Origin of the sequence: Paenibacillus sp. HGH0039, from assembly GCF_000411255.1 — a bacterium.
Lineage (GTDB): Bacteria > Bacillota > Bacilli > Paenibacillales > NBRC-103111 > Paenibacillus_F.
Map to the genome: position 1 here is coordinate 2,759,757 of NZ_KE150413.1, position 26,732 is coordinate 2,786,488.

Annotated in this window: 25 protein-coding genes and 1 pseudogene; 10 read left to right on the plus strand and 16 right to left on the minus strand. The window is 44.3% G+C overall.

Features of this window, described 5'->3' with window-relative positions:
• Positions 1-43: 43 nt before the first annotated feature.
• The 3 genes from HMPREF1207_RS26915 to HMPREF1207_RS26925 all read left to right on the plus strand — a co-directional run bounded on the left by HMPREF1207_RS26915 (position 44) and on the right by HMPREF1207_RS26925 (position 4,075).
• Complete coding sequence (locus HMPREF1207_RS26915; RefSeq protein ID WP_009673704.1) at positions 44-1,567, plus strand: MDR family MFS transporter; 1,524 nt, start codon at positions 44-46, stop codon at positions 1,565-1,567.
• Positions 1,568-2,088: 521 nt separating this feature from the next.
• A complete protein-coding gene (locus tag HMPREF1207_RS26920; protein ID WP_009673809.1) occupies positions 2,089-3,201 on the plus strand; it encodes an amidohydrolase/deacetylase family metallohydrolase in 1,113 nt (370 codons plus the stop codon).
• 160 nt (positions 3,202-3,361) lie between these two features.
• Positions 3,362-4,075 carry a GntR family transcriptional regulator gene (locus HMPREF1207_RS26925; protein WP_016424179.1) on the plus strand — a complete coding sequence of 238 codons (714 nt, stop codon included), beginning with the start codon at positions 3,362-3,364 and terminating at the stop codon, positions 4,073-4,075.
• A gap of 856 nt (positions 4,076-4,931) precedes the next feature.
• Here the strand turns inward: HMPREF1207_RS26925 and HMPREF1207_RS26930 are convergent.
• The 3 genes from HMPREF1207_RS26930 to HMPREF1207_RS26935 form a co-directional block, all read right to left on the minus strand.
• Positions 4,932-5,594, minus strand: coding sequence for a DUF4145 domain-containing protein (locus tag HMPREF1207_RS26930; RefSeq protein ID WP_009673693.1), 663 nt, complete (start codon positions 5,592-5,594; stop codon positions 4,932-4,934).
• A gap of 1,019 nt (positions 5,595-6,613) precedes the next feature.
• Positions 6,614-6,892, minus strand: a complete 279-nt coding sequence (locus tag HMPREF1207_RS28965; RefSeq protein ID WP_370866951.1) for a tyrosine-type recombinase/integrase — start codon at positions 6,890-6,892, stop codon at positions 6,614-6,616.
• A 177-nt stretch (positions 6,893-7,069) separates the two neighbouring features.
• Complete coding sequence (locus HMPREF1207_RS26935) at positions 7,070-7,996, minus strand: ketopantoate reductase family protein (protein WP_009673891.1); 927 nt, start codon at positions 7,994-7,996, stop codon at positions 7,070-7,072.
• Positions 7,997-8,159: 163 nt separating this feature from the next.
• Here HMPREF1207_RS26935 and HMPREF1207_RS26940 point away from each other — a divergent pair, with 163 nt between their 5' ends.
• The 3 genes from HMPREF1207_RS26940 to HMPREF1207_RS26950 all read left to right on the plus strand — a co-directional run bounded on the left by HMPREF1207_RS26940 (position 8,160) and on the right by HMPREF1207_RS26950 (position 11,009).
• A complete protein-coding gene (locus HMPREF1207_RS26940; RefSeq protein WP_016424182.1) occupies positions 8,160-8,711 on the plus strand; it encodes a TetR/AcrR family transcriptional regulator in 552 nt (183 codons plus the stop codon).
• A gap of 218 nt (positions 8,712-8,929) precedes the next feature.
• On the plus strand, positions 8,930-9,889 hold the full coding sequence (locus HMPREF1207_RS26945) for an AraC family transcriptional regulator (RefSeq protein WP_009673772.1): 960 nt from the start codon (positions 8,930-8,932) through the stop codon (positions 9,887-9,889).
• A 229-nt stretch (positions 9,890-10,118) separates the two neighbouring features.
• Positions 10,119-11,009 carry an SDR family oxidoreductase gene (locus tag HMPREF1207_RS26950; RefSeq protein ID WP_009673848.1) on the plus strand — a complete coding sequence of 297 codons (891 nt, stop codon included), beginning with the start codon at positions 10,119-10,121 and terminating at the stop codon, positions 11,007-11,009.
• Between the two features lie 1,043 nt (positions 11,010-12,052).
• On the opposite strand, the gene HMPREF1207_RS29500 is transcribed toward HMPREF1207_RS26950, so the two are convergent.
• The 6 genes and pseudogenes from HMPREF1207_RS29500 to HMPREF1207_RS26975 all read right to left on the minus strand — a co-directional run bounded on the left by HMPREF1207_RS29500 (position 12,053) and on the right by HMPREF1207_RS26975 (position 18,253).
• Positions 12,053-12,319 carry a hypothetical protein gene (locus HMPREF1207_RS29500; protein ID WP_138918161.1) on the minus strand — a complete coding sequence of 89 codons (267 nt, stop codon included), beginning with the start codon at positions 12,317-12,319 and terminating at the stop codon, positions 12,053-12,055.
• A gap of 24 nt (positions 12,320-12,343) precedes the next feature.
• The gene (locus HMPREF1207_RS26955; RefSeq protein WP_009673905.1) at positions 12,344-13,816 is read right to left on the minus strand and encodes a pyridoxal phosphate-dependent decarboxylase family protein; all 1,473 of its coding nucleotides are present in this window, start codon (positions 13,814-13,816) and stop codon (positions 12,344-12,346) included.
• Between the two features lie 859 nt (positions 13,817-14,675).
• Positions 14,676-15,032 carry a Mur ligase family protein gene (locus HMPREF1207_RS30435; protein ID WP_269212176.1) on the minus strand — a complete coding sequence of 119 codons (357 nt, stop codon included), beginning with the start codon at positions 15,030-15,032 and terminating at the stop codon, positions 14,676-14,678.
• A 52-nt stretch (positions 15,033-15,084) separates the two neighbouring features.
• Positions 15,085-15,174: pseudogene (locus tag HMPREF1207_RS30625) on the minus strand (hypothetical protein); the annotation flags it as partial.
• Positions 15,175-16,121: 947 nt separating this feature from the next.
• Complete coding sequence (locus HMPREF1207_RS26970) at positions 16,122-17,540, minus strand: sensor histidine kinase (protein WP_009673782.1); 1,419 nt, start codon at positions 17,538-17,540, stop codon at positions 16,122-16,124.
• Entirely contained in the window at positions 17,540-18,253 is a 714-nt protein-coding gene (locus tag HMPREF1207_RS26975) for a response regulator transcription factor (RefSeq protein WP_016424185.1), read from the minus strand. The genes HMPREF1207_RS26970 and HMPREF1207_RS26975 overlap by 1 nt, the downstream gene beginning before the upstream one ends.
• Positions 18,254-18,417: 164 nt before the next feature.
• On the opposite strand from HMPREF1207_RS26975, the gene HMPREF1207_RS26980 reads away from it, so the two are divergent.
• From HMPREF1207_RS26980 to HMPREF1207_RS26995, 4 genes are read left to right on the plus strand one after another with little or no spacing between them, the layout of a single operon-like run.
• Complete coding sequence (locus tag HMPREF1207_RS26980) at positions 18,418-19,335, plus strand: ABC transporter ATP-binding protein (RefSeq protein WP_009673863.1); 918 nt, start codon at positions 18,418-18,420, stop codon at positions 19,333-19,335.
• Positions 19,332-20,084, plus strand: coding sequence for an ABC transporter permease (locus tag HMPREF1207_RS26985; protein WP_009673577.1), 753 nt, complete (start codon positions 19,332-19,334; stop codon positions 20,082-20,084). Before HMPREF1207_RS26980 ends, HMPREF1207_RS26985 begins: the two co-directional genes overlap by 4 nt.
• A 12-nt stretch (positions 20,085-20,096) precedes the next feature.
• A complete protein-coding gene (locus HMPREF1207_RS26990; protein ID WP_009673717.1) occupies positions 20,097-20,828 on the plus strand; it encodes an ABC transporter permease in 732 nt (243 codons plus the stop codon).
• 22 nt (positions 20,829-20,850) lie between these two features.
• Complete coding sequence (locus tag HMPREF1207_RS26995) at positions 20,851-21,201, plus strand: YxeA family protein (RefSeq protein ID WP_016424186.1); 351 nt, start codon at positions 20,851-20,853, stop codon at positions 21,199-21,201.
• Between the two features lie 121 nt (positions 21,202-21,322).
• Here HMPREF1207_RS26995 and HMPREF1207_RS27000 read toward each other — a convergent pair whose 3' ends face one another.
• From HMPREF1207_RS27000 to HMPREF1207_RS27025, 7 genes are all read right to left on the minus strand, one after another.
• Positions 21,323-21,787, minus strand: a complete 465-nt coding sequence (locus tag HMPREF1207_RS27000; RefSeq protein WP_016424187.1) for a VOC family protein — start codon at positions 21,785-21,787, stop codon at positions 21,323-21,325.
• On the minus strand, positions 21,784-21,903 hold the full coding sequence (locus HMPREF1207_RS30685; protein WP_331271715.1) for a GNAT family N-acetyltransferase: 120 nt from the start codon (positions 21,901-21,903) through the stop codon (positions 21,784-21,786). Before HMPREF1207_RS30685 ends, HMPREF1207_RS27000 begins: the two co-directional genes overlap by 4 nt.
• A gap of 1,029 nt (positions 21,904-22,932) precedes the next feature.
• Positions 22,933-23,568: a CatB-related O-acetyltransferase gene (locus tag HMPREF1207_RS27005; protein WP_009674541.1), complete on the minus strand. Its 636-nt coding sequence runs from the start codon at positions 23,566-23,568 to the stop codon at positions 22,933-22,935.
• A 127-nt stretch (positions 23,569-23,695) separates the two neighbouring features.
• Positions 23,696-24,094: a hypothetical protein gene (locus tag HMPREF1207_RS27010; protein ID WP_016424188.1), complete on the minus strand. Its 399-nt coding sequence runs from the start codon at positions 24,092-24,094 to the stop codon at positions 23,696-23,698.
• A gap of 127 nt (positions 24,095-24,221) precedes the next feature.
• The gene (gene murD, locus HMPREF1207_RS27015; RefSeq protein WP_009674545.1) at positions 24,222-25,556 is read right to left on the minus strand and encodes a UDP-N-acetylmuramoyl-L-alanine--D-glutamate ligase; all 1,335 of its coding nucleotides are present in this window, start codon (positions 25,554-25,556) and stop codon (positions 24,222-24,224) included.
• Positions 25,557-26,018: 462 nt separating this feature from the next.
• A complete protein-coding gene (locus tag HMPREF1207_RS27020) occupies positions 26,019-26,237 on the minus strand; it encodes a helix-turn-helix domain-containing protein (protein ID WP_004434885.1) in 219 nt (72 codons plus the stop codon).
• 10 nt (positions 26,238-26,247) lie between these two features.
• Positions 26,248-26,727, minus strand: coding sequence for a DUF2975 domain-containing protein (locus HMPREF1207_RS27025; protein WP_009674548.1), 480 nt, complete (start codon positions 26,725-26,727; stop codon positions 26,248-26,250).
• Between the last annotated feature and the right edge of the window lie 5 nt (positions 26,728-26,732).

Consider the following 26,732-nt stretch of genomic DNA (forward strand, 5'->3'; position numbering starts at 1 on the left):
TAAAACGGGCATAGTAACAGAGAAGGTGGGGAAACCAGAGGCGATGGCAAAGAAAAATAAGGCAGGTTTGATCATAGCGGCGCTGCTGCTAGCCACATTAATGGCTTCGATGGATAATACCATCGTGGCCACCGCAATCGGGACCATTGTAGGAGACCTGGGCGGCTTTGATAAGCTGATGTGGGTGACATCCGCCTATATGGTAGCCGAGATGGCCGGGATGCCGATTTTCGGCAAATTATCGGATATGTATGGGCGCAAGCGTTTCTTTATCTTCGGTATGATCGTATTTATGATCGGTTCCGCCTTGTGCGGCACGGCAGATTCCATCATTGAGCTGAGTATTTACCGCGCTGTACAGGGGATTGGCGGCGGGGCTCTCGTGCCGATCGCATTTACAATCATGTTCGATGTGGTCGCTCCGGAAAAACGGGGCAAAATCGGCGGGTTATTCGGCGCCGCATACGGAATTTCCAGTATTTTCGGACCTCTTATCGGCGCGTATATTACGGACTATATCAATTGGTCGTGGATTTTCTATATCAATTTGCCTGTAGGAATTGTGGCATTCTTCATGATCGCTTTTTTCTACAAAGAGTCTGTCGAGCATACCAAGCAAAAAATCGATTACCTTGGCGCGGTTACGCTGGTTGCTTCAATCCTTTGCCTGATGTTTGCCCTTGAGCTCGGCGGCAAGGAATATGCTTGGAACTCCGGCATGATTACGGGGTTGTTCGCTGCTTTTGCAGTCCTTATCGTTGCTTTTATATTCATCGAACGACGTGCGCAAGAACCTATCCTTACATTCGGTATGTTCAAAAACCGTCTTTATTCAACCAGTAACATCATGGCTGTATTTAGCGGTGCCGCTTTTATTACGGCTTCCGTCTATATTCCAATTTTTATCCAAGGTGTATTTGGCGGCACGGCAACCAGCTCGGGACTTGTTCTGCTGCCCATGATGGTCGGATCGGTCATCACCGCTGCGGGCGGAGGATTCTTGCTTTCCAAGTTTACCTACCGTTCCATCATGATCGCAACGTTGGCGCTTCTTGTTGCCGGTATGGCTCTGCTTACGACACTCACGACCGGTTCTTCGCGCTTCATGGTCACCATTCTCATGATTCTGGTCGGTCTGGGGATTGGCTCGTCATTCTCCGTACTGAGCAACGCCGCGATCCATGGTTTTACAGCAAAACAGCGGGGATCCGCAAGTTCTACGCTCAGCTTTACACGGGAACTTGGAATGACATTGGGAATTACAGTTTTCGGCATCATTCAAAGTCATCTGTTTACGAATAAATTAGGTGCGATGTTCGGAAGCGGGGGACAAACGCCGGAAAATCTTAATCTCAGCGATCCAAGTAAAATCTTAACACCGGAGACTCGCGGCCAGATTCCGGCTCAAATACTTGACAAGATTACCGAAGCGTTGTCTTCGTCACTTGTTCAAACGTTTGCTTGGGCGATTATACCGGCAGTTATTGCGCTTATGGCGGCATTTTTCATGAGTAAAGAGAAATTCGATCCGGCATCCGAGCTTGAAGAATATACGGCGCCGCATTAAAAAAACTATTTTAGACTCACTTGTATTTCAAAACAATTTAGAAAACGCTATTGTGATAATCATCGTAAAGCCTGGGACATTGCATGCAGCACCTAAATCAATTGGCATTCCAGCGGGAACAAATGAGCGATCCTATGTCATAGAGTGTTGCGTTGACTTCATTTGTCCAACCCCATATAAAAGTCCGCAATTATATTGCGGGCTTTTTGATCTTCCATCGCAAATTCCAGATACTGCCGGTCCCATCTCATAAAATTTTTCTCCTTTATAGTTAGGACAGACCATAGGTAAGTGTCCTATTTTTTTCAACCATAAATACTTGTATTATAATCGACCTTTTTGGATATTTAGTCAGCTTGTTACCACGTTATATTTACTTTAATCTTCCTATATGCTACATTAACATTATAACGTTATAATCATTTTACTTGCTTAGTGCGATCGTGCACATACCTAGGGAACCCATAACAAATAATCGTTTGCAAGCGTTCTTAACTAAAACCAGGGAAAAGGTGAAGTTCATGTATGAGCCGAAGCAAGAGTCATTTGTGTTACGTAATGTAAAGCGTGTGAGTGGGGAAGCTATCGATGTCGTAATCGAAGAGGGTAAAATTACTGAGGTAACAACAGCCGGGAGTGGACAAGGAAAACAAGTGAAAGACTGCTCCGGGATTTACATATCAAGCGGTTGGATTGATATGCATGCCCATGCGTTTCCCGAATTTCAACCCTACGGCGATGAAATCGATGAAATCGGAATTAAGCTGGGCGTAACGACCATCGTGGATGCGGGAAGCTGCGGGGCGGACCGGATTGCCGAGTTAGCCGCAAGCAAGCAGCATGCCCAAACCAATCTATTCGCCTTTTTGAACATTTCGCGAGTAGGCTTGCAAAGAATCGATGAATTATCCAATCTGGAATGGATAGATACGTCAAAAGTCATTCAAGCGGTAAAAGAGCACAAAGATTTCATAGTGGGATTAAAAGCGCGAATCAGCAAAAGCGTGGTGGGTGAAAGCGGCATTGAACCTCTGCGTATCGCGCGAGCTCTTTCCGATAAAACATTACTGCCGTTAATGGTGCACATTGGTTCCGCACCGCCAAGTATTGAGGAGATCGTCCCTCTATTAGAGAAAGGAGATATTATCACTCACTATCTCAATGGGAAACCGAATAATCTCTTCGATGATCAGGGCAATCCCCTTCCTGTGTTAGCGGATGCCATTGAACGCGGCGTAAACTTGGACGTCGGGCATGGTTCAGCAAGCTTTTCGTTAAGAATTGCCGAGGCAGCAAAGCAGCATGGCATCGGTTTAAACACGATTAGCACGGACATCTACCGTAGAAACCGATTAAATGGACCCGTGTATAATATGGCCAATGTCCTCTCGAAATTTCTTTATTTGGGATATTCGCTAGAGGAAGTGATTGCAGCTGTTACGGATCATGCGGCCAATTGGCTCGGTAAACCGGAGCTTGGCCGGATACAAGTTGGGGACGTTGCCAATTTAACCTTATTCACCCTTCGGAACGATCCGATTACACTGGTTGATTCCGAAGGTGTCAAGTGGACAGCCGATAGAAGCATAGAAGCCAAAGGGGTCGTTGTGAATGGTGTTTACATGGAATGTTAATTACGAGGTTTTAACGCGTCATTAGCGCAAGCGGGAGTATGTTGTGGCGGCAGTCATATTCGCGCCCCCGGAGCGGGAGAATCTCCGAAGTCATCGGAGTGTGAACTACACCGGGCTTTGTCGGGCTCAATAGGGACTTAGAAAGGTAGTGGATGCAGAAGTGAACTTATCCCGGAATCAAAGGCCCTTGTATTTGCAAATCAAAAATATTTTAAAGGATAGAATACTGCATGGCGTGTATCCTATTAAGGCGAATATCCCTTCAGAGCCCCAATTAGAGAAGGAGTTCGAAGTCAGCAAGATTACAATTCGCAACGCCATCAAAGAACTGTGCCAAGAAGGTTATCTGGAAAAGGGCAGTGGCAAAAGGACGAAGGTTATACGCAATACGGCTACTTCCAAGCTGTCTACATGGAAGCGGTTTACAGAGCTATTGGTCGAAGAAGGCAATCAGGTTCAGAAGCAATTGTTGCAAGTCGAAGTGATCATGACGGAAGAGGGTACGGAACCGCATCAGTTATTTGGAGCACAGTGCGTTCGCATAGAACGTCTGTACAGCCTTAATAATGTGCCCTATACCCATTACACACATTATTTGACCACGCGTATAGGAGAAATCGATCAATGGGAACTGAATGCTCAGTCTCTGTACGAGTGGCTTGAGGAGCAAGAAATCACGTTGGCGAAATATCGGGATCATTTTGCGGTAGCATTTGCCTCTCCTCTTGTAGAGGAGAAATTACGCGTGCAAGAGAAAACCCCTTTATTGAAAAGATTGCGTTATTCCTATGACGAAACGGGCGAGGTGATCGAATACAGCGAGGGCTTTTACAATACGGAAATGCACAGTTATATTGTAAATTATAATGTTTAGCCAGCAGTAATAAATCGCTTCCTATAAGTTCAACGGACAGCACAAATACATGTTCTACATTTAATGCTGAAGTGCGCAAATTCTGTAGAAACCGAAATACATTTGCAGATGAAGAAATACGAACATTATGTCCATCCTGCCGTGAGAAAATTTCCGTATGGCCGTTTTTACTTAGCACATTTTCAAAGTAGTAGAACGCAAGTTAAGGAGACGCTAAAAAAGAATATGGTTTACGTTGACCAATTGGATTTCTAGGAGCTTGTCACGGCGTGACAGCTCCTTCTTATTTTTCACCGATATATTTGGTGGAGCAGGTTTGGTTTATCGGGCGATTAGATTAATTGGGGGAACAGTGCGATAAGTGAGCGAACTGAAAGGTCTTTCAAATGTATGCTAATGAATTTAACGGAGAAATTGTAGTAAATATGGAATCGCAGGTAGTTGAATGGTTCATAAGTTAACAAGTACATCTACTTCACAAAATCCGTATTTTGTACATATGTCTGTATGAATCATGTTCTTAGCTACGCTTTTTGAAAATAGTTCAGCTCTAACTGTCTTTAAAAATAAAAATGCAATGCCTTTAACGACATCGCACTTTTTAGAAATTCAGTTTGGCTACAAATATGGTGTAAAAATTCGCTTGATAGATATTTGAATTCTTCACTAATGATTTTCGTAATTACATGCATGTCGGCGAAGTTCATTTCTGGACTTCCTAAATCATCTTCATTCATATATTCACGATAAAAGTGAGTCTTCTGCAGCACAGATTTTCTCCAAAAGATGTATGAGGTGCTAAGCGTCAAGAAAAGCGACACCGCCCCCAACCCTATTCAAAATTACCCGAGTTTCACTATTTCATTACAGGTTTGCCTAGTCTCTGTAACTTTTTGTTCAGTTCATTTTTCCTTACTTCTAGCTTTTTAGGATACACAAAATAAAAATCAAATAACATTTCCAAAACTTCTAGCAACCACTCTGCTTCACCAGGCTCAACATCAATAATTTCACCTGTATTTGTGTCTTTTAAAGGATGCGCTGCAAAATTCCCTATATTTCGAATCGCATCCACAGCTTCGATAATATAGCTCGGCACTTGCTGAGAATTAATAAATTGATCAATTTCCTGCGCCAGACTATTTTTCTTAATTTGTAATTCATTATGCAAAAAATTCTGTAGACACCTTCTACTTAGTGCTGCACTCGCTTTCGGACTGATAAACAGAACATTAACCGCCTCGTTAAAATCGGATAAATATTCCTGTGGTATCTCTTCTGTAACAATAAGCTTATTCTTGTTGAGAGGGTATACCGTGATCTCGTCTCCTCCATGCATTACGTATTCACCACCATTTACTCCGGATCTATAGTCCCCGATGTAACTAATTACAATTAAACTGAAACATGAAGGACAAAATCCACCTTCAAAGGCACGTCCATGTTCTGGATCAATTTCAAAGGACATTTCTTTTAAACTTTCAAAGTGAATATTTTTGGCACAATAAGGGCATATCATATTTTTTCACCTTCAATAAATAATATTTGTTTATTAAATAGCCTGCTTGTTTTCTAATTATGTCATATTTCACATGCACTTTAACAGGGTAAAACTATTACAACAACAGTACTCAATTGATTAGGCTATAGCCAATTTTAGTAAAACCTCTGCCTCAAAATTTTTAATTTACTAAAACAAAAATTCCAGAAAATCGGCCCGTTATCCTAAACTTCCATGGCGTTGTCCAGACGGTGTTATGGCTTTTGCTGGTGCCTTTCCTATTGGTCATCGGAAGGGAAAAACACAGCTTTTATTGATAAATAAGGACTATGGCATAAACAAGATGTACTTGACGTTCTGAGTGAGGATGATATTAATCATGCGCACGTACCAATAACTATGGTGAAGTGAACTTTCTGCACTTTATCCTTCATCAGTCGCCGGAAACGCTTCGGTATTTCGCTGACCAATACAAGGAAAACCTTTTTTAAGTTTTTAGATAATTAGGTTACCCGTTGAAAGTATTCATGTTCCGACCGGCCATTGACTGGATATAAGTGTCAAACCCAGGATCCATAAGCACCTCAACTTAGAAAGTATCATCAAATATACCGCATTTATAAAGGCGATTCTGCGGACTTCACCGATTCCTATAAGTTACCTGCGTTACTACCTGGACGTCGCGTTTTCAACGCTTAACTCACATCGTTCTCTTTTCGTCTTGAGAAAGATCCTCAATTACGGGAAACAATATATGTTCTTGTCCCAATACGGCAAACGATATAAGTTCTTGTCACTGACTTGTGACAAGAACTTATATCGTTAAAACAAAAAAAGCCGCTGCTACGCGACTTTTAAGCATATTTGTTCTTGTCATCCGACATAAGCCGCTGCTATGCTTCTTAACTTAAACGTTTTGCTTGAACCTAAAGTTATTGCATAATGCCGTTTAGAACGAACAGTTCTTCTAATGCAATAACTTTAAGTTCAAAAAAGTATACGTAAATTGAACTAAACTACAACAACATGTTTATTTACTATATCTTATCCATATTGTTAATTGCACTCTGCATTTCATCATCAGTTATATGCGTGTAAATCATAGTTGTTTGTATTGATGAATGCCCCCACTGGTTCTTCAATCTCGGTACGTCGTTGTTCTCCTTATGGTAACGAGTTGCAAAAGAATGTCTCAATGAATTCAAAGCTGGCTTACCAAAAGCTTCAGCAAATTTTGCTACAAAGTTTTTCAATTGATCTCGAACCCTGCAAAAAATAGTTATGCCGATAAAACATTCACTGAAGGAGAAGTGCAAATTTTGAAAGTTGATTAATAATCACTAGCGTTTCATTAATGATCTCAAAAATTTCATAAGTCACTGACTTGTGCCAAGAACTTATATCGTTAAAACAAAAAAAGCCGCTGTTTCGTGATTTTTAAGCATATATGTTCTTGTCATCCGACACCGACATCACTCTTCACGCAGCAGTGACTATGAATGAATAAGCCAATCTGTCTCTAACGCATTCCAATTTGGTGTAGGCACATCCGACCTTGCCCTCCATTCAGCAAAGTCCTCATTCAAGGCTGTGAGCTCAACTGCTGTCCCATCAATCAACCGGCTAACTGGAAGCAGGAAGAAGATCTTCAACGCCCAGCGGATTAAGTTTGGATAGCCGGTAATCCAAGACGCCTGCTTCGCAGGGGTTAACGGGTACCCCAATGATTCAAGTACACGGAAGCCCTCTCTCATCGCCGCCACTAACTGACGCATTCGCCTGTCGTCACGGACAACCTGTTTCATCTGGAAGCTATGGAACAGAATGACCATGTTCATGGGCACGACCAGCACCATGTGGTTTTTCAGCCACGCATCGATCTGATCATGGTAACTGAGCTTGTACTTGGTTCGCATGAATGCCTGCTCCAGCAGGGAGCGAAACGGAACGGGACCGTCCAGACCCCCGATGACCATCTCCCCATGGCTGCCACGAATGCAAATGACTCGTCCGTCGGTACGTGTACCTGCGGTAGCTTGGAATCCAAAAGCGACCTGTTTAGGCGACTGTCCATGTTTAATCAAATGGTCCTGCATGGCATAGGTATTCATATTGTTGCCGACCAATACGATATGACGGCTAACGTTTTCTGCGAGGATCGGTAGCACAGCCCCGAAATCCGAATATTTCATCATAACGAAGATCAAGTCATACGCGTCACCTGAATCTAGTCTACGAATTACACGAACCCGATCAACAGTTGTCTTGCGCTGAAGGTAATGCCGAATGACCAGTCCCTCCTTTTCCAGTTCCTCCGCTCTCTTTCCTCTTGCCAACACAGTCACGTCATGACCGCCCTTTACTAGGACATGTGCCAGATAGCTTCCCTGCACACCTGCACCGTACACAAGTATATTCAATATTATCCCTCCTTTTATAATTAACAGTTGTTGAATATATATCACCTGTTCATTACAATTAAGATATCATTGGAACGGATGCAGGTGCAATGGCTAATTGCTTTCGTTTCTGTTGAGAAATGAACAACGAATGCTGGATGTGTTCAGGAAAGAGGGGAAAACCATGGATCGGCGCATCGTGCGATCAAGACAAATGATTATGCAAGCGTTCATTGGGCTGTTGGGAGAGCAGGAATTTGAGAGGGTCACCATTCAAGGTATTGCGGATCGGGCCAATGTCAACCGCGGAACGATCTATTTGCATTTTACAGACAAATATGACCTGCTGGAACAGAGCGTGGAAACGTATCTGATGATGCTTGCTGACAGTTGTGTGCCGGAGGATGGGGCAACCAATGAACTGTCTCGGGAACTGCTGATTCGTGCGTTCACGTATCTGAAAGAGCATGCAGAAATCTATGGCGTTTTGATTACCAATAAAGGTATTCCGACGTTCAGACACCGCATGACACAGATGATTGAAGCGAATATCACCTTGGTGGTGAACCAAATGAAGCTAGAAACCGGTATCCACAGGGATGTATTGGCGCAATTCTTATCCGTTTCCATTACGGGGTTGATTGAGTGGTGGGTCGTCCAATCTATGCCATATACGCCAGAAGAGATGGTTGAACAGATGGCTAGAGTTTTGGAAGCAAGGCTGCAGTTATGGTAAACGAAATTTGAAGTGTGATACCTGCATAAAAGTTTTGAGATTAATTTAATATTTACATGTTCAAACGGGTTTACAGCCAGTTGAAATACTTCCGAGGACTAAAGTTTTTTTGATCCTAATCCAGTCTAGCTTATCACTCAAAAGAGCCCTACCTTTCCCAGGTAGATATTTATCAAATCAGCACCATTACAGCCGAATAAGGAGTTGTTGGTGAAAGAATGCGCATCGTAACCGATTCACCGCTGCAAGTGTCAAATCAGAGCAAAGGGCTCTTAGATGAGGAAAGATCCCGGCTGGCCCGAATGATTTTGGCCCTTGCCCCTTATGACGGCGCTTTTAAACAGCACATTCCCGGATTGCTGATCAGCCGCTTTTCTCGGATCGATTCCGACACGGTAAATGATTTCAATTCCCCTTCCCTATTATTTGCAGTGCAAGGGACAAAGGTCATTACGGTTGGTCAGCAAGTATACACCTTGGACAAATTAGAAATGCTCTTGTTTCCCGTTGCCTTGCCAGTCACCATGCAGACTACAAGTGCCACTCCTTCCGAGCCGTTTCTTGGTATCAGGCTGGATCTCGACTCGAGAAGAATTTCCGAGCTTGTCCTCAAAGTATATGCTCACGGGCTGCCCCCCCTTGGTCAGCGGAGTGCGGGGTACGCCGCGAACACCGGCTTAAGCATAATGAAGGCGGTGAGCAGACTTCTGGATTGCTTATCCGATCCTGGAGATACGGAATGGATTGCTCCGCTTGTGATGGATGAAATCTTGATACGTATCCTGCGAAGTCCCTTTGGCAAACAGGTCGCTGAAATGGGTTTCGTTGATTCCGGCGTGCAGCGAGTCGCCAAAGCGATTGCCTGGCTCCGATCCAACTTTTCCCAGCAGATGAAGGTCACAGACTTAGCCGATTTGATGCATATGAGTGTTTCCTCGTTTAACGAGCATTTTAAATCCGTCACTTCCATGAGCCCACTGCAATACCAAAAAGCGCTCCGGCTGCATGAAGCAAGGCGTCTTATGTTTTCCGATTCAAGGAATGCCAGCACGGCAGCCAGACAGGTTGGATATATAAGCATTTCTCAATTCAGCCGTGATTACAGCCGTTTTTTTGGAATTTCGCCAAGCAGAGATATCGCCAGATGGCGGCAGCAAGAACAAGTTCCTCACGACTGAAGCACCAAATGGGATAGAACATTTCATAGGCGATGTGGATTCGCTTAGGATTTCTCTTCTACCCGCAGCCACAAGGCGTGCGGGTGTTATTCTTCCTGCGGTGAACCGGGACTATCCCATTTTCCAACGGATCAGGCAAAAAGCGGCGCGGAATAGGCAAACCTCCCAGGTGAGACTGAACTACAATAGACGTATAGCGTTGCTACTTACATTGTGGGAGGAATAGATTATGCGTGTTTTTGTTATAGGGGCAACTGGTTTTATTGGTTCGGCCATAGTGCGGGAACTGATCGGAGCGGGACATGAAGTGGTCGGTCTTGCCCGCTCGGAAGCGGCGGCGGCGGCACTCACCGGAGTTGGAGTGTCGGTGCATCGCGGATCTCTAGATGACCTCGACAGTCTGCGCAGCGGGACGGCGGCAGCGGATGGGGTGATCCATGCCGCGTTTGTTCATGACTTTAGGGATTACGCCGAGGCCAACCATCAAGATAGCCAGGTGGTTAAAGCGCTCGGGGAGGCATTAGCCGGTTCTGACCGACCCTTAGTAGTCACTTCCGTAACTGCGCTCTTAACACCTGGACGCCTGGGTACGGAGATGGATACAGCCGATCCCCATTCAGTCGCACGCGTCGCATCGGAAGAAACTGCATTGGCCATGGTTTCACAAGGCGTTCGCGCATCCGTGGTTCGTCTTCCGGCATCCGTCCACGGTGACGGCGACAAGGGATTGGTCCCAACTTTGATTGATGTTGCAAGGAGAACGGGTGTCTCCGCCTATGTAGGCGATGGAACGAACCGTTGGCCCGCTGTGCACCGGCTCGATGCAGCCAAACTTTATCCACTGGCGCTCGAATCTGCATCTGCCGGCACCCGATTGCATGCGATTGGCGATGAAGGGGTAGCGCTTCGCGATATTGCCGCCTTAATCGGCCGCCGCCTCAATGTGCCTGTAGTCAGCAAATCTCCAGAGGAGGCGGTTGATCACTTTAATTGGCTGATGCACTTCGTGATGATGGACAATCCTGCCTCCAGCGCTTTGACCCAAGAACGCTTCGAATGGCGTCCCGGTCAGCTCACACTTCTTTCAGATATTGACCGCCAAGCGTATTTCGGAAATTAGGGTTATTGTATATAGCGGCTGGAACGCAGGATTCAAAACAACGATCATTCTGCATCAAGACGCCAGTACAATCCAATCTTAACGACCTGTCGTATTAAATGATATGGACAGCCACCCTTTTATCCCCAATTCCTACGCGATATCAGAAAAGGATGTACGGCAGTAACGATAAATATCTTCATCGTTCAATTTCCGATTTATATTGACGACGTGGATATTTCTAAGGAACTTTTTTCTATTGATCAATAGTACCAAGAATTTCAATAATGAATTTTTCAACGATTTCTACTTCATGTCCAGTCCGAGTTGATCTTTTGTATTAAACGGATAGTCATGGGGGGTCGTTAATCCTACTTTCCGGCATTCCTTAACTATTTATTTCAAGATTTCGATAGCAACACTTATTAGTCCTTTCCCTACCTCACTCATATGAACGTCTCGGGGTTCCCGCGAAACACTAAATCTCCCCCAACCTGATCTAGGTAACTTTCCTCTACATGCAACTCGATGCCTAGTTCGTCCCACTCATCCCGTGGCAGGATTGGATTACGGTCTCGTACGATTACGCGCGCCCCGGCTGAGCACAGCATGCGGATCAGCGGTGAGTTGCTGACGCCGGCCCCCTATGACGGTCACGTCCCGTCCGGCAAGCGATTGGATATAGGCATTAAAAGTAGGATTCATAAGCACCTCAACTTAGAAAATTATCACTACATCAAATATACCACAGGATGTCGCGCTTTCTACGTTTAACTCACACCGTTCTCTTTGCGTCTTGAGAAAGATCCTCACTTACGGGAAACGATATATGTTCTTGTCCCAATACGGCAAACGATATAAGTTCTTGTCACTGACTTATGACAAGAACTTATATCGTTAAAATAAAAAAAGCCGCTGTTACGCGACTTTTAAGCATATATGTTCTTGTCATCCGACAATTTTTCATAGGTAACCGATTCCACCGGTCTTTACCCATCTTGACTTGTCGGCGCCGCTGCTTTCACTTTTTAGAAATTCAGTTTGGCTACAAAGGTCAACATATTTCATAAACTGCTTGTTTTCTGACGTTGTTTATCAAATACATCCATCGCTACTTTGAGCGGAATAGAAGATTGCATACAATTGATCTTTTTCTTTTGTTTTAATGCACGGTTAGGACAATTCATATTCTGTGATGTATTTAAACGAGAATTTTGATAGACTCGCCTGCTTTTTGGTACGGATTCACTTTGGGCACCATTTTGTGCAATTTGGAGCCATAACCTAAAACCTTCATTCACATTCAAGGCATAGCCTAATTCAATCAACAACGATGGTATAATGTCTTCCTTGAACTATAGATTCAGCTCAGACCGTTCGGATGTCTCTTCCAAATATTTTGCTCTTGCTCCATTCAGCAACTGCATCAATACCATAATATCTTCCTCTGTTGTATCGTAGTTCGTAATACAAGCCCGCAGTACTGGAGCCTTGTTTGTTTCGTATACTGAAATCCATGCCTGCCCTGAATGTAATATCTCTTGACATATAAATGATGCAAAATTCGATTGGCTCTTTGATTGAATATTGGAATCCGTAAAGCATACGACAGGCAATACGGTATCATTGACAACCTTCCAGTTAGAAAAAGTAAGCTCCCGTCGCAACCGATTGCCCATCTCTGTCTGGTGCTGTACCATGCTGCGATAGCCTTCCCAACCAGCCGTCACAAGCGATAAATATACTTTCAAACCGATAAACCTTCGCGACCATTGAATCGAATGGGTAAACGGATCAATAACATCCAGATCAGCCCCTTCTTTCGGCATATAATCTGCCGTTATGCTGAAAGTTCTATGTAAGATGTCCTTATGTCGTGTAATATAAATTCCCGCCCCCATCGGGACTGACATCCACTTGTGCGCGTCGAAGGTAATGGAATCAGCTCGGTCAATACCACGAAGAAGATCTCGTAGCTCTGGTGCAAACACGGAGGCTCCACCGTACGCAGCATCCACATGCAGCCACAGTTGCTCACGTTCAGCCAGGTTAGCCATTTCGTTAATAGGATCAATTGCTCCAGCGCCGGTCGTTCCACCTGTTGCAATGATGAGAAAAGGAGTGTATCCAGCAGCGCGATCCACTTGAATTTGATGATGAAGCGCATGAACATCTATATGCATTTCAGAGCCCGTCGTAATAATACGAAGGGAATCTGTGCCCAGTCCGCAGGAACGCGCTGCCTTTACCAGGGAATGGTGGCTCTCAGCAGAGGCGTACATGACAGGATGCGAAGGGAGTGACCTCAGCCCTTCTTTGGCATAAGATGGAAAATAATGTACTAGTGCGGTCAGTACGGCTGTTAGATTTGCTTCCGCTCCCCCCGTTGTAAATGTCCCATCTGCTGCATCTGCTGAATAACCGAATCTTGAAGCTATCTCTTTCAATACATAGTTCTCCATTTCGACCGCTACAGGTGCATGGCTCCAGGCTGCAAGCTGCGGATTGAATGCTGCAGTAATCGTGTCCGCCATAATTCCCATGAAGTTGGGCCGCGGGTTATACAGACCGAAATATCGCGGGTGTGGCGTATGCACCTGGAATTGTCTTAGTCCCTCCAGGATATGATTAATCGCCTCGCGCGCACTGACGGGATGCTCAAAAGATAATTTACGTGAGTGTTCTGCAATCGCATCCACGCTGAGTTCAGGTGAAACACGAACCCCGCGTATGTTCGTCATATAGTCATTGATTTGTTCCAACAGGTAGGTTCCAATATCCATGCGTTCATCCGTATCAAGATTAAAAATTGAATTATGCTTCATCATGTGAAGAATGCATCCCCTTCATCTTGTAAAATTCCATTGCTGATTCAAAGTATACACTCGCATAACTTGGTTGTATGCATTTTCGAATGAAACCGCAATATTTCGAAATAATCTCTTTCCTATCGGCAGCGCGGTCGGTACACGCCAGCGACGGCAGCCGAAATGAATATTCCACCAAACGTGAACAAGTTTAATTGTATTTATACGCATCCTTAAGACCAGAGACCCACGTCTGATACGCCATTATCATACAAAGCTTTTTGTGCCTGTTTGTCAGACCCAGGATTATTATCGCAAGAGGTCGTTCCCTTGCCTGTCTTATATAAACTACACTGTAACACACTTGTTTTCCCAAAAAATTGGAGGATCATCTGATCTGAGGCTACCCAGCGCCATTCGTCTTGTTCTTGTTTAATCTTTGGGGTATTAAGCGCTGTTGCACCAGCGTAATCTGTGAAAGAGAAAAACAATGCAGAAGCTATTCCTAAGCTTAAACGTCTTTTAAAATCAAAATCATATGTGACAATTTATCCTTACCAACGGCACGTGAACAAAATCTGATTGACTTAATCAGTGGGCGCGATAAAAGGCGTTTCTTTGGACTTAACCGGTTCCTATAAGTCACCTGCGTTACCGCCTGGACGTCGCATTTTTTACGCTTAACTCACATCGTTCTCTTTGTATCTTGAGAAAGATCCTCAATTACGGGAAACGATATATGTTCTTGTCCCAATACGGCAAACGATATAAGTTCTTGTCACTGACTTGTGACAAGAACTTATATCGTTAAAACAAAAAAAAGTCGCTGCTACGCGAATTTTAAGCATGTATGTTCTTGTCATCCGACATCGGATGTTTTCTATTCATTCTTTAATATGTATTGCTGGTCAATACATAGCTTTGTAACTTCATGTCCGTCAAGACCGTCGATTACGCCATCGCAGATCGTGTGTCCTTCGAAATACTTGATCCGCCCTCGCCCACGCAGTGAGGCGGTCACCGGATTATCACCGTTGAGAACGGCAAGATCGTCATCACTCGGAAAATTCAACAGGCGGCGCTTCGTGGCGATATATTCATCCATGTCGCGGTGCCAGTCGAGGTGATTGGGAGAGATATTGGTAATCACCGCTACATGAGGAGAACTCGTCATGTCCATCAACTGGAAGCTGGACAGCTCGACCACGCACGTGTCCAGCGGCGACATTTCTCCCACGTGTGCCAATGTTACCGCCCAGATGCACCGTATGTCCCCCATTAGCCAGCATGTCTGCGATCAGTGAGGTTGTTGTGGTCTTACCGTCCGAACCGGTCACACCGAAAATGGGACTGGGACACAACGCGAAGAACTCCTCCATCTCACTGGTCACACGGCTGCCGCCGGCGCGGGCTGAGTTCAACGCCGGATGGTCTGGACGTATGCCTGGAGTGCGAAACACTAAATCGCCCCCAACTCGATATAGGTAACTTTCCCCTAGATGCAACTCGACGCCTAGTTCGTCCCACTCATCCCGTGGCAGGATTGGATTACGGTCGCGTACGATTACGCGCGCCCCGGCTGAGCACAGCTTGCGGATCTCAGCTGACGCCGGCCCCTATGACGGTCACTTCCCGTCCGGCAAGCGATTGGATAGCGGTGAGTTTAGGTGTTAAAAGTAGGATTCATAAGCACCTCAACTTAGAAAGTATCACTACATCAAATATACCACAGGACGTCGCGTTTTCTACGTTTAACTCACACCGTTCTCTTTGCGTCTTGAGAAAGATCCTCAATTACGGAAAACGATATATGTTCTTGTCCCAATACGGCAAACGATATAAGTTCTTGTCACTGACTTGTGCCAAGAACTTATATCGTTAAAACAAAAAAAGCCTCTGTTACGCGACTTTTAAGCATATATGTTCTTGTCATCCGACATCTCCTGGGTATGTTTATCCCGGTTGTGTGTGCATACCCCTGTCCCATTTCCTGACTTGATCCTCTTTTCCGTTCCGTACTCATGACATAGTGAACCTCCTTACTGAAATCACGTATGTATTCGCCGTTGTATCCCACCATCCTGCCCATTAGTTGAACAAAGGCAGCCGATCTCGTAAACGGCTGCCTTCTTTTGTCTTCTATTCAACTAACGTTTCCTCGTTAGCTTAATAAACGACGCTTAAACAAGCTTATGTCGGTAGCTATTTTCTCTTGATCAAGAATGTCTTCCCTTCGGGTTTTCTCACATGAACTTAGTCAAATTCTACAAGTGTTATTTCATAGATTAGACTTGCATACCGCTTCGCACCAAAACCACATGTAAAATCAAATTTCCTCATTGTCTACTTTTTCATTCGGTGACTGTACAGGGAATTCCAGTACCGCTCTTAGGCCTCTTTGGTCTACGCCACTTGTAAGAATGAGGCGGCCATGATGCGCCTTCGCAATCCTTGCCACCATCGGAAGCCCCAGGCCGTGACCTTGCTGATCAGGCCGCTTTCTCCTCGTTGAGTAGTGCAATTCGGTAATCTCCGCCAATTGCTCCTGTAGGATTCCTCGTCCACTATCTCTTACGATAAAGAGATAATGGGATCGGTCATTGGATAAAAAAGCTTCTATGATGATTTTGCAGCCCTGCGAGTTATGAAGCACGCTGTTCTGAACAAGATTACTGATTGCCCGAAGAAGCAATTTCTCGTCCCCATGGATCTGAACCGCTTCATCGGTCAGTTTCAATTCAATCACATAGCGGTCATCCAATCCGTTATTCAAAAATTCCGTGACAACCTGTCTTGCCAAAACCGATAGTCGGAGGGGCTTCAAATACAAAGGCTGCATTTCATACTCGAGCATGGAGACCAGATTCAGGTCACTTACGAGTGAGCGAAGTTTCTCGCCTTGCCGCCGGATAATACCGGCCTGATGCCGCTGCTCCTTTGGCAAGTCTGAATGATCCTCCATTTCACTTGCATAACCGAGCACGAGCGAGAGAGGTGTCCGAATATCATGAGAAATCCCGGCAATCCAGTTGGAGCGTGCTTCATCCCGAGCTTGCAACGCGGCTGTCTTGCTCTGGAGTATAGCTGACGCGGAATTAATGCTCTGGGCTAAATCACCGAATATACCTTTGGCATCCAACTGAACCGATTCTTGCTCCCTGGCTAGATTGTGAACGCCATCCACCAGAGGGCGTATCTTACTTATGAGACGCGTGCCAATGACAACAGATATCAGCAGAGCCAACGCTAAATTACAGAGTAGCAATAGTACAATCCGCAGAGGCAACGAACTTATCCAATCTGGAAGAAAATCCAATTGATATTTCCAGTGGCTTTCCTTGGGATACCCTACCACCATCAGACCATCCTTATGTTCCGACGTATACACTGGATAATCCATAAGGTAATACCGCGAGAACTTGGCTACATCGACTAGATTGTAGGATTTAGGAACATCATGAGGTAGATGGTAGTCCCATCTCACATGACCTTTTTCACCGAGCAGCATGGCCCAGGCATGATTCTGCTTCAGAAGCTCGGTAGCCTGCTCGTCCAGTTGAAAGCTGTCGACCTGCTTCTCCAAACTTTTGGCCACTTGCTTAACCATGCCTTCTGGGGACGGGTGCTGGTAATTTTCTGAGAACACCAGCGTGCCCAAGAGTACGAAATTAAAAATAAGCAGAAATATCGAGATAAAAATGGTCGTGGCGACAAACCGGCGTAATATGCGAATAATTCCCTCCACTAACGTATCTCCTTCACCAGCAACTTATATCCCAGTCCTCTGACGGTGAGAAGATGGATCGGTTTGGAGGGATCGAGCTCGATTTTTTCACGTACCCGCCTGATATGGACCATTAATGTATTTTCGTATCCGTAGCTGTCATCTCCCCAAACGGCCTGACATAAGGCGTCACTTGTGACAATGCGATTCTGGTTTTCGTACAACTTTACAAGAATCGCATGTTCCTTTGCCGTCAATGGCAGCTCTTTATGATTCCTGTGCACAACAGCGCTATCCAGATCAATGATTTGTTCTCCCAATCGAAAAGCAGACAAGCGCTCCACCACGGGAGAGGAGTAGACCCGCTTTAGTATTGCCATAAGCCGTAATACCAGCTCCCGCGGTAGAAACGGCTTCACAATGTAATCATCTGCCCCCAAACCTAGCCCAAGCAATCGGTCTTCATCCTCACCCCGTGCGGAGAGAAAAAGAATAGGAGTTTCCGAGAACTGTCTAATGGAAGACAGAAGCGAGAATCCATCGCCATCAGGCAGCATGACATCGAGAATCGCGATATCCGGCTTGCCTGTGTGGCAGATCGATAGAGCTGAAGCACAGTCGGCTGCTGTGAAAATGCGGAAAAATCCCTCTTTTCTTAAAAATTTTTCTATCATAATTCTGATATCCGGTTCATCATCTACAATTAATATTTTTTTGTCTTTTAAATTCTCCATGCTGCACCACCTGAATTTATTATACATGAACAGGGGGAATAGCTGTGTTTTTCAGATTCTATTTAAGGTTGGCGTAAGGTCTTCTAAAGATTAAGGAAAGGTGGATTCCTTACTGTTAAAACAGAGGGAAATATTTAAAAAGACTTGAATGGAGCTGACTTTCTATGAGCGCATTAGCAATTGTGCAAACGCAAAATCTGTCCAAAACGTATGGGGCAATTCACAGTGTGAATAAAGTTGATTTACATGTACAGGAGGGAGAAATCTATGGGTTTCTGGGCCCAAACGGAGCGGGTAAAACGACTACGCTAAAAATGCTGCTCGGACTAATTAAGCCTACTGAAGGGACAATTAACATTTTCGGGGAAAGCCTGAGCAAACATCGACCATCCATACTGCAACGTACCGGATCACTAATTGAATCTCCCTCCTACTACGGACATTTGACAGGGCTTGAGAATATGAAGGTCATGCAGCGCCTGCGGAACGTGCCAGATAAAAACGTAGATGAGGCGCTTCGTATTGTACGGCTAGAAAATCAGAAGAACAAAAAAGCTGAACAATATTCGCTAGGAATGAAGCAACGACTGGGAATCGCAATGGCCCTGCTGGCCTTCCCCAAGCTGTTGATCCTCGATGAACCGACGAACGGTCTTGATCCCGCAGGCATTGGTGAAATTCGGGAGCTTATCAAATTGTTACCCGAACGCTACGGAATAACGATATTGCTCTCCAGCCACCTTCTCTCCGAGATCGAACAGATCGCTACCTCAGTAGGCATTATCAGCGAAGGGAATCTGTTGTATCAGGGCAGTATGGACAGCCTGCGGCAAAAAAATAGAAACGCCATTTTTATGAAAACGGGGGACAATGCCAAAGCGGAGCAGCTACTATTCACGCAAGGATACCGTCCAACACAAAGCGGAGGCCGGCTTGAGCTTATCAATATTCAGGATTCGGAAGTGGCGGAAATGAACAAATTGCTTGTTGAGCATCAAATCGCTGTCACTCGGATCGAGGAGCAGAAGAAAAGTCTGGAGGATATCTTCCTTGAGTTGACAGGAAAGGAGCGGAGCTTGTGATCAAGTTATTAGGACTGGAATATTTCAAAATCCGTCGCAAAAAAATATGGATTATGATTATCTTATTTCTTGTCGTGGAGATGCTGTGGGCTTTTATGTCCATTAGCCGGTCCATTGCGAGCAATCCGGATCACGCCGTTTGGGAATCTATTTTGTTTAGTATATCCTCCATGAATGGCTTTTTTATGCCGATTATTTCAGCCGTTGTTGTCTCGCGCATTTGTGATATGGAGCATAAGGGATCGACCTGGAAAATGCTTGTTGCTACCAATGTGGGACGCAGGCATCTCTACGCGGCGAAGTATATTAGCACCAATAGTCTGCTCCTGTATGGCATCTGTGTACAAGCTTTATTCATCATCGTGTTTGGGGTCATAAAGGATTTCCCCGGTACGTTTCCTATTGATCTACTATTCCGGTTCATTGGGGGGACCCTACTGACAACTCTCGCTGTCACAGCACTTCAACAATGGATTTCTTTTGCTATTAAAAATCAGGCGTTTGCGCTGTGCATTGGCATGCTAGGCGGTTTCATCGGAATGACCGCTGGATTATTTCCAGCAGCAATTAGACATATTTTTATCTGGTCTTACTATTTGGATCTCAGTCCGGTTACTTATCGATACGCCGAGTCTGCGGGCGCCTATCTAGTACAGCCAGTAAGCTTTGGAATTGTAGTGGGCGCGTTAATAATGACCGTCCTGTTCTATATCGCCGGGAACATCCATGTAAGCCGGCAGGAAATCTGAGGAGGGAAGTTCATGAAACGAAGTATTTCTGCTGAATGGCTCAAACTGCGTCATTCCCGGATCAGTCTTGTCATCGCTGTACTTCCAATCATAAGTCTGTTGATTGGATGTGCGAATTATTATTTGAACCAGGGCGCCCTGCAAAATGGTTGGTATAGCCTGTGGATCCAGGTCAGTCTGTTTTACGGTGTGTTTTTCCTGCCTATTCTCATTGCCATCTGTTGTTCCTACATATGCAGACTGGAGCATTTAAACCGAAATTGGAATATGGTAATGACCTCTCCTGTATCAGTTGCCAGTGTGTTTCTTGCCAAATGGATTGTCGTTAGCATTTTAATCTTGTTCGCGCAAGCGCTGTTTTTGGGACTCTACTGGCTTGCAGGTACCTTGCTCTCCTTACCAGGGCCTTTCCCTGTAGAGACGATAGGTTGGACGATACGTGGATGGTACGCATGTATGTCCATTAGCGCTCTTCAATTGAGACTTTCGCTGCAGATCCGCAGCTTCGCTACGCCTATCGGCATTAGCCTGTGTGCGGTATTTATTGGTCTTGGCATGTATATTGCCAAGCTCGGAATATTGTTCCCATTCTCATTACTCAACATTGGCATGCGTGTGATGAGTCAGGATAAATTGACTGATATGCAGATCTTTCTATTTTGGATGATTAATTTGGCTTTCATTATCATTTTTGCGTCGATGTCTATTCGCCGGTTGAAGAGTAAAGATATCGTCTCATCCTGATTGCGCTTAGGAGGAATTTATAATGAAAAAAATGTTGCTAGTGCTGGGACTCATCATCGTGATTGGAACATGCTTGTGGATGTTCTTCTTCAATCCGGAGAAGCTGAATCCTGAGACTTCTGCGGGAAAAACAATCTATTATGCGATGATAACCGGACTTGGTGTGCAAGATGAGAATGGGCGTTATAAGTATGAGCTGACTTCCTATAATGAGGGAGGGAATGAAAAGAAGCTTGGTTTTTCGGCAGGAAAGCAATTGAGAGAAGGAGCTTATGTTCAGCTATATCACACGTTGATTCGGGGCGTAACATACTGGAAAGAGGTTACCTTCGCAGAGTTGCCGAAGGCGGTTCAGGAGCAATATCAACAATAATAAGTTTTTTTGAGGCTGCCATAAGGCAGCCTTTAGTCTTTCAATCAACATTTCGCTTTAACGGAATAATCTGTTACCTTCAGGCGGTTGGAACTTGAATGAATTACTAAACCAGTTACTATTAATTTTGTGATTTTTCGGACTTTATCATATCGTTCCACTCACTTAAATAAACTGCATATCCCAAATTTTTAGGTTCAGACGGCAACCATGAAATAAACTCTAATTCGTTACCATCAGGATCGTTAAAATAAATAGCTGCCGCAGGCATCCATGTATGTACAATTGGCTCAATTGGTTCTTTCCCAAAAGCTGTAATGGGTTCAAGGCCTCTTTCTCGTAGCCAGTCAATTGAATCCTTTAATAAATCCAAATCAGTCCCAAAAGCAAAATGTCTTTTGCTAACATCACTTCCCTTTGGAACTTCCCAAAGACCAAGTAATTGACGTTCCTTTCCAATATAAAAAAATGCAATTCCTCTTTCCTCAATTAATAATGAAAGTTCCAGTCCCAACTTGTTATAAAATTCAATAGAAGTATTCAAATCTTTAACTTGTAAATGAGTCTCGTATAGATTCTTAATCATAGCTCTGCTCCTCGCTCAGCAAAATTCATAAGTTGTCTTCCAATACCACGTCGCTTTGCCGATGATCCTACTACAATTATACAAATCTCCCCATAAGGACAAATACAATGTACCATATATCACCAATATATTCCATATAACATTCCACTAAACTGCCCGTTAGTTTAATAAAAGACGTCTACCGCCGTCGATGAAATCATATCGGGAATGTTATCAAGTTCTTGTCAAAACACAATGACAAGAACTTGATAACATGAATATAAAAAGCCGCATAATCAGCGACTCCTAATGTTACTATGTTTTTGTCACCCGACAATGGCATTGTTTTTTTGCCGTATGCGCGGCTGCTTTCTCATTCTGTTCATGCTGTCTCTAACTGTCTCTAAAACTAAAAATGCAGTGCCATTAATGACATCGCATCGCACTTTTTAGACCTCGATGGCATCCGTTATTAACCCAGTCTCGACCTGTGAAATTTCCGTATACGGGTGTTATTTTAGACCATTAGTTCCTTTAATTCCTTTCGGTTGATTTTATCGATCTTGTCAATTGAAAGTTCATCAGTGCTCTCTTCTGGTCACAGTTAAAGTTGCTTTTTTTTACAATTCATTGAAAATTATCTTCAATTACGGTTAACGATATATGTTCTTGTCCCAATACGGCAAACGATATAAGTTCTTGTCACTGACCTGTGACAAGAACTTATATCGTTAAAATAAAAAAAGCCGCTACTACGCGACTTGTAAGCATATATGTTCTTGTCATCCGACATTGTTTATGAGTTGTTATTCCTCGCTTGAAAAACTAAGTTGTTGTTCTTATAGTCTTCGTGGCAGCCAAAGGATTCTCTTTTCTTTCCCTCATGTAGAACAAGGAGCAAGATCCACGGCGATCTTGCTCCTTGTTTGTTGTGTTTTGGAATTTTGTCTCGGGATTCGTGCCATTCAACTTACTGGCCGGCTGCCGCTGTAGGTTTATTCAGCTAACGTACCCGTTAGTTCAACAAAGTCCTCCAGTGGAAACAGTCGAAGTAGTGGATTATGATTGCTCATGGCCTGAAACATATGCAAGCCGATCGATTCGTCGGCAGCCTCGTCATGTTGTATTATTGAGCTCTAGTACCCGTTAGTTCAATACAGTTTTTACTATGTGTTGAGAAGTTCCTTTAAAGCTTCCGTATTATTGCTTGTCAAAACGGGAATAAATTCAGTTATTTTTTCAATATCCCATTCCCACCACTTCAAAGTATTGAGAATATCAATCGTTTCCTCGTCAAATCTATAACGTATTAATTTTGCAGGGTTCCCTCCTACAATGGAATAAGACGGAACATCTTTGGTTACTACAGCATTTGTTGCGATTATCGCACCATCTCCTATATGAATCCCTGGCATAATTGTAGCATTATAACCGATCCAAACATCGTTACCTATAACTGTATCCCCTTTGAATCCACCACTTAAATTCTTTAATCCGACTTCCCAATCTCCACCAAATGCCCCAAAAGGAAAAGTTGTAAATGAATTTGTATTATGATTCGCACCATTCATAATAAATTTAGCGGTGGATGCAATAGCACAAAACTTTCCGATTTTCAGTTTATCTCCTATAAAGTCAAAATGATAAAGGACGTTTTTCTCAAAACCTAAAGGGTTATTCAAGTCATCGTAATAGGAATAATCCCCAACTTCAATATTTGGATTAATCACTACATTTTTTAAAAAACAAAGGCTTCTGATATTTTTTATCGGAAAAACACTATTTATATCTGGACCCATCATTTTCACAACCTTTCACAAAATCCAATTTCATTATCCGATTATACCATACGCCATTTTACGGTTGTCCACCAACTCGATCTTCGAAGTGAATGTCGACCAGTGGATTATGATTGGCATAAAGTTTAAGCTATATCATCGACTTGTAAAACCCTCTAGCCGCTGCTAAGAACAGGTTAACCGTCTTAGAGCTTTTGCTTGTCAGGTAGATTCCTTCATAACCGTCTCGACCTCGAACTTTACATTCCATCCTCGAAATTAAGTAATCTCTAACGGCTACTTGTATAGCAGCTGCCTCATCATTCCATTGAACTAATCTACCCTGATACTGACTCTTATGATTTAGCCAGTAGAAAAAGGGTTCCAAAGCGTTTAAATACGCAATAACAGAACTCTCACCAATTCTAGTGATTTGATGATGATAATATTCGGTGAGAGGTATAAATGGTTTCTTCTCATCATCAAATACGATGAGTCGGTACTTACTAACTGTCCCCTCTGGACAGTATTGATGAAAATAGCTCCCCATATTTCCCTCTTAACTAACCGTGCAAAGGTCTTCTTTTATGATCTTTTAGATGTGCCACATTATATAAGTTTGCTTTAGCTAAAGCCCGTCCAATGAAAAAGCAGCCGATCACATCGATCGGCTGCTCTTACCTTACCCGATTATCATCCACTGATAAGTTCCTGACTAATTCTACAAAGTGATGCCCACGCTCTTCAAAGTTTCGGTATTGGTCAAATGCAGTGCAGGCAGGGCTCAACAGCACAGTGTCACCCGGTACGGCCAGTTTGTGCGCTTGCTCCACTGCCTCAGCCAAACCCTCACAGCGGATAATATGTGGGCAATTCGGCACTTTGCGCGCCTCAATCTCGATTTGACTGGCTGCTTCGCCGATCAACAGCAAAACCTTGACATGATCGGGCAACAGCTTGGCCATCTCGTCAAACGGTACCCTCTTATCTCGTCCGCCGGCGATCAGCAATACTCGGCCCACGTGAGCATGCAGTGTGGAGACGGTACGGGCGGGGCTGGAACCGATGGAATTGTTATAATAATGCACACCGGCCACAGTTGCAACCCACTGATTTCGGTGCTCCACGCCAACGAAAGTACGAACCGTCTCTAGGATTGCCTCGTCCGGCACAATCCCCTGCACAGCGGCCACGGCAGCCATGACATTTTCCACGTTATACCACCCCGGCAAACGAATGTCATTAATTGGGACTAGACCGTCGATCACGCCATCGCGGATCGTGTGACCTCCGAAATACTTGGTCCGCCCTCGCCCACGCAGTGAGGCGGTCACCGGATTATCACCGTTGAGAACGGCAAGATCGTCATTACTCTGAAAATTCAACAGGCGGCGTTTCGCGGCGGTATATTCATCCATGTCGCGGTGCCAGTCGAGGTGATTGGGAGAGATATTGGTAATCACCGCTACATGGGGAGAACACGTCATGTCCATCAACTGGAAGCTGGACAGCTCGACCACGCACGTGTCCAGCGGCGACATTTCGCCCACGTTTGCCAGCAGTGGTGTGCCAATGTTACCGCCCAGATGCACCATATGTCCCCCATTAGCCAGCATATCTGCGATCAGTGACGTTGTTGTGGTCTTACCGTCCGAACCGGTCACACCGAAAATGGGACAGGGACACAACGCGAAGAACTCCTCCATCTCACTAGTCACACGGCTGCCACCGGCGCGGGCCGAGTCCAACGCCGGATGGTCTGGACGTATGCCTGGAGTGCGAAACACTATATCGCCCCCAACTCGATCTAGGTAACTTTCCCCTAGGTGCAACTCGACGCCTAGTTCGTCCCACTCATCCCGTGGCAGAATTGGATTACGGTCGCGTACGATTACGCGCGCCCCGGCTGAGCACAGCATGCGGATCAGCGGTGAGTTGCTGACGCCGGCCCCTATAACGGTCACGTCCCGTCCGGCTAGCGATTGGATATAGGTGTTAAAAGTAGGATTCATAAGCACCTCCACTTAGAAAGTATCATTACATCCAATATACCACATTCTGTAACTATTCTACTTCTACTTGGCGGACTATATACATAAACAGAATCACCTACAGTCAATGCATCACTGTTCTTGTCCCAATACGGCAAACGATATAAGTTCTTGTCATTGACTTGTGGCACGAACTTATATCGTTAAAATAAAAAAAGCCGCTGCTACGCGACTTTTTAGCATATATGTTCTTGTCATCCGACAGTACTCCTTATATGCTTGATCTAGTTTATTTTCAAACTCCTCCCATGTCTCATGGCGAGGATCCCAAGGCTGCGCCAGAATATGAAATAAACGATCCTTCCTTCGATTCATTATTTCTACGTTTTTCATACAGTGAGAAGTATGTATCCATCCATTCATACGATTCCGCAGATTTTTTTACGAGTTAGCAGGTTTATTAAGCTATCGTACCCGCTGTTTTTATTGAGTGTCTTCGTCGCTTTTGTACTCCAAAATATCACCTGGCTGACAATCCAAAGTCTTACATATCGCTTCTAATGTTGAAAAACGAACCGCTTTTGCTTTCCCATTTTTCAGAATGGAAAGATTCGCCATAGTAATTCCAACCCTCTCCGAAAGCTCCGTTACGCTCATTTTTCGTTTTGCTAACATCACATCAATATTAATAATAATTGCCATATCCTCCACCTCAGACCGTCAAATCATTTTCTGATTTTATGTTAATCGCTTCTTGTAAAAGCCGTTGTAGGACAGCAGCAAAAAAGGCGATAACCAACGAAGAAAAAATGAGGATGAGCCCCAATAATCCAATAGGAGGGTCAACTTTCTTCGCTATAAAATGAATGAGTGGCATGCCTAATACATATAAACTGCTGATGGTAATCGCACAATGTTTTATATTCTTTAATGCATTTACGGATAATTGCGAAAATGATTTGCTTTTGTCCATATAACGCAAAAGATTGAAAGCTTGATAGAGAGCCAAATAGAACGGGATAGCCGCTCCATACATAAGGATGAAAACGAGATATTTCATTGAAGCGATATTTGGGTATAATTCGGATGCAAAATTCGCTACATTAGGCACTAAAAATATACACAGAGCAAGAACTGGAATCCCCATAAGAATAACCGCTAATTTTAAAAACAATGTGGATGCTTCTTTCATTTATA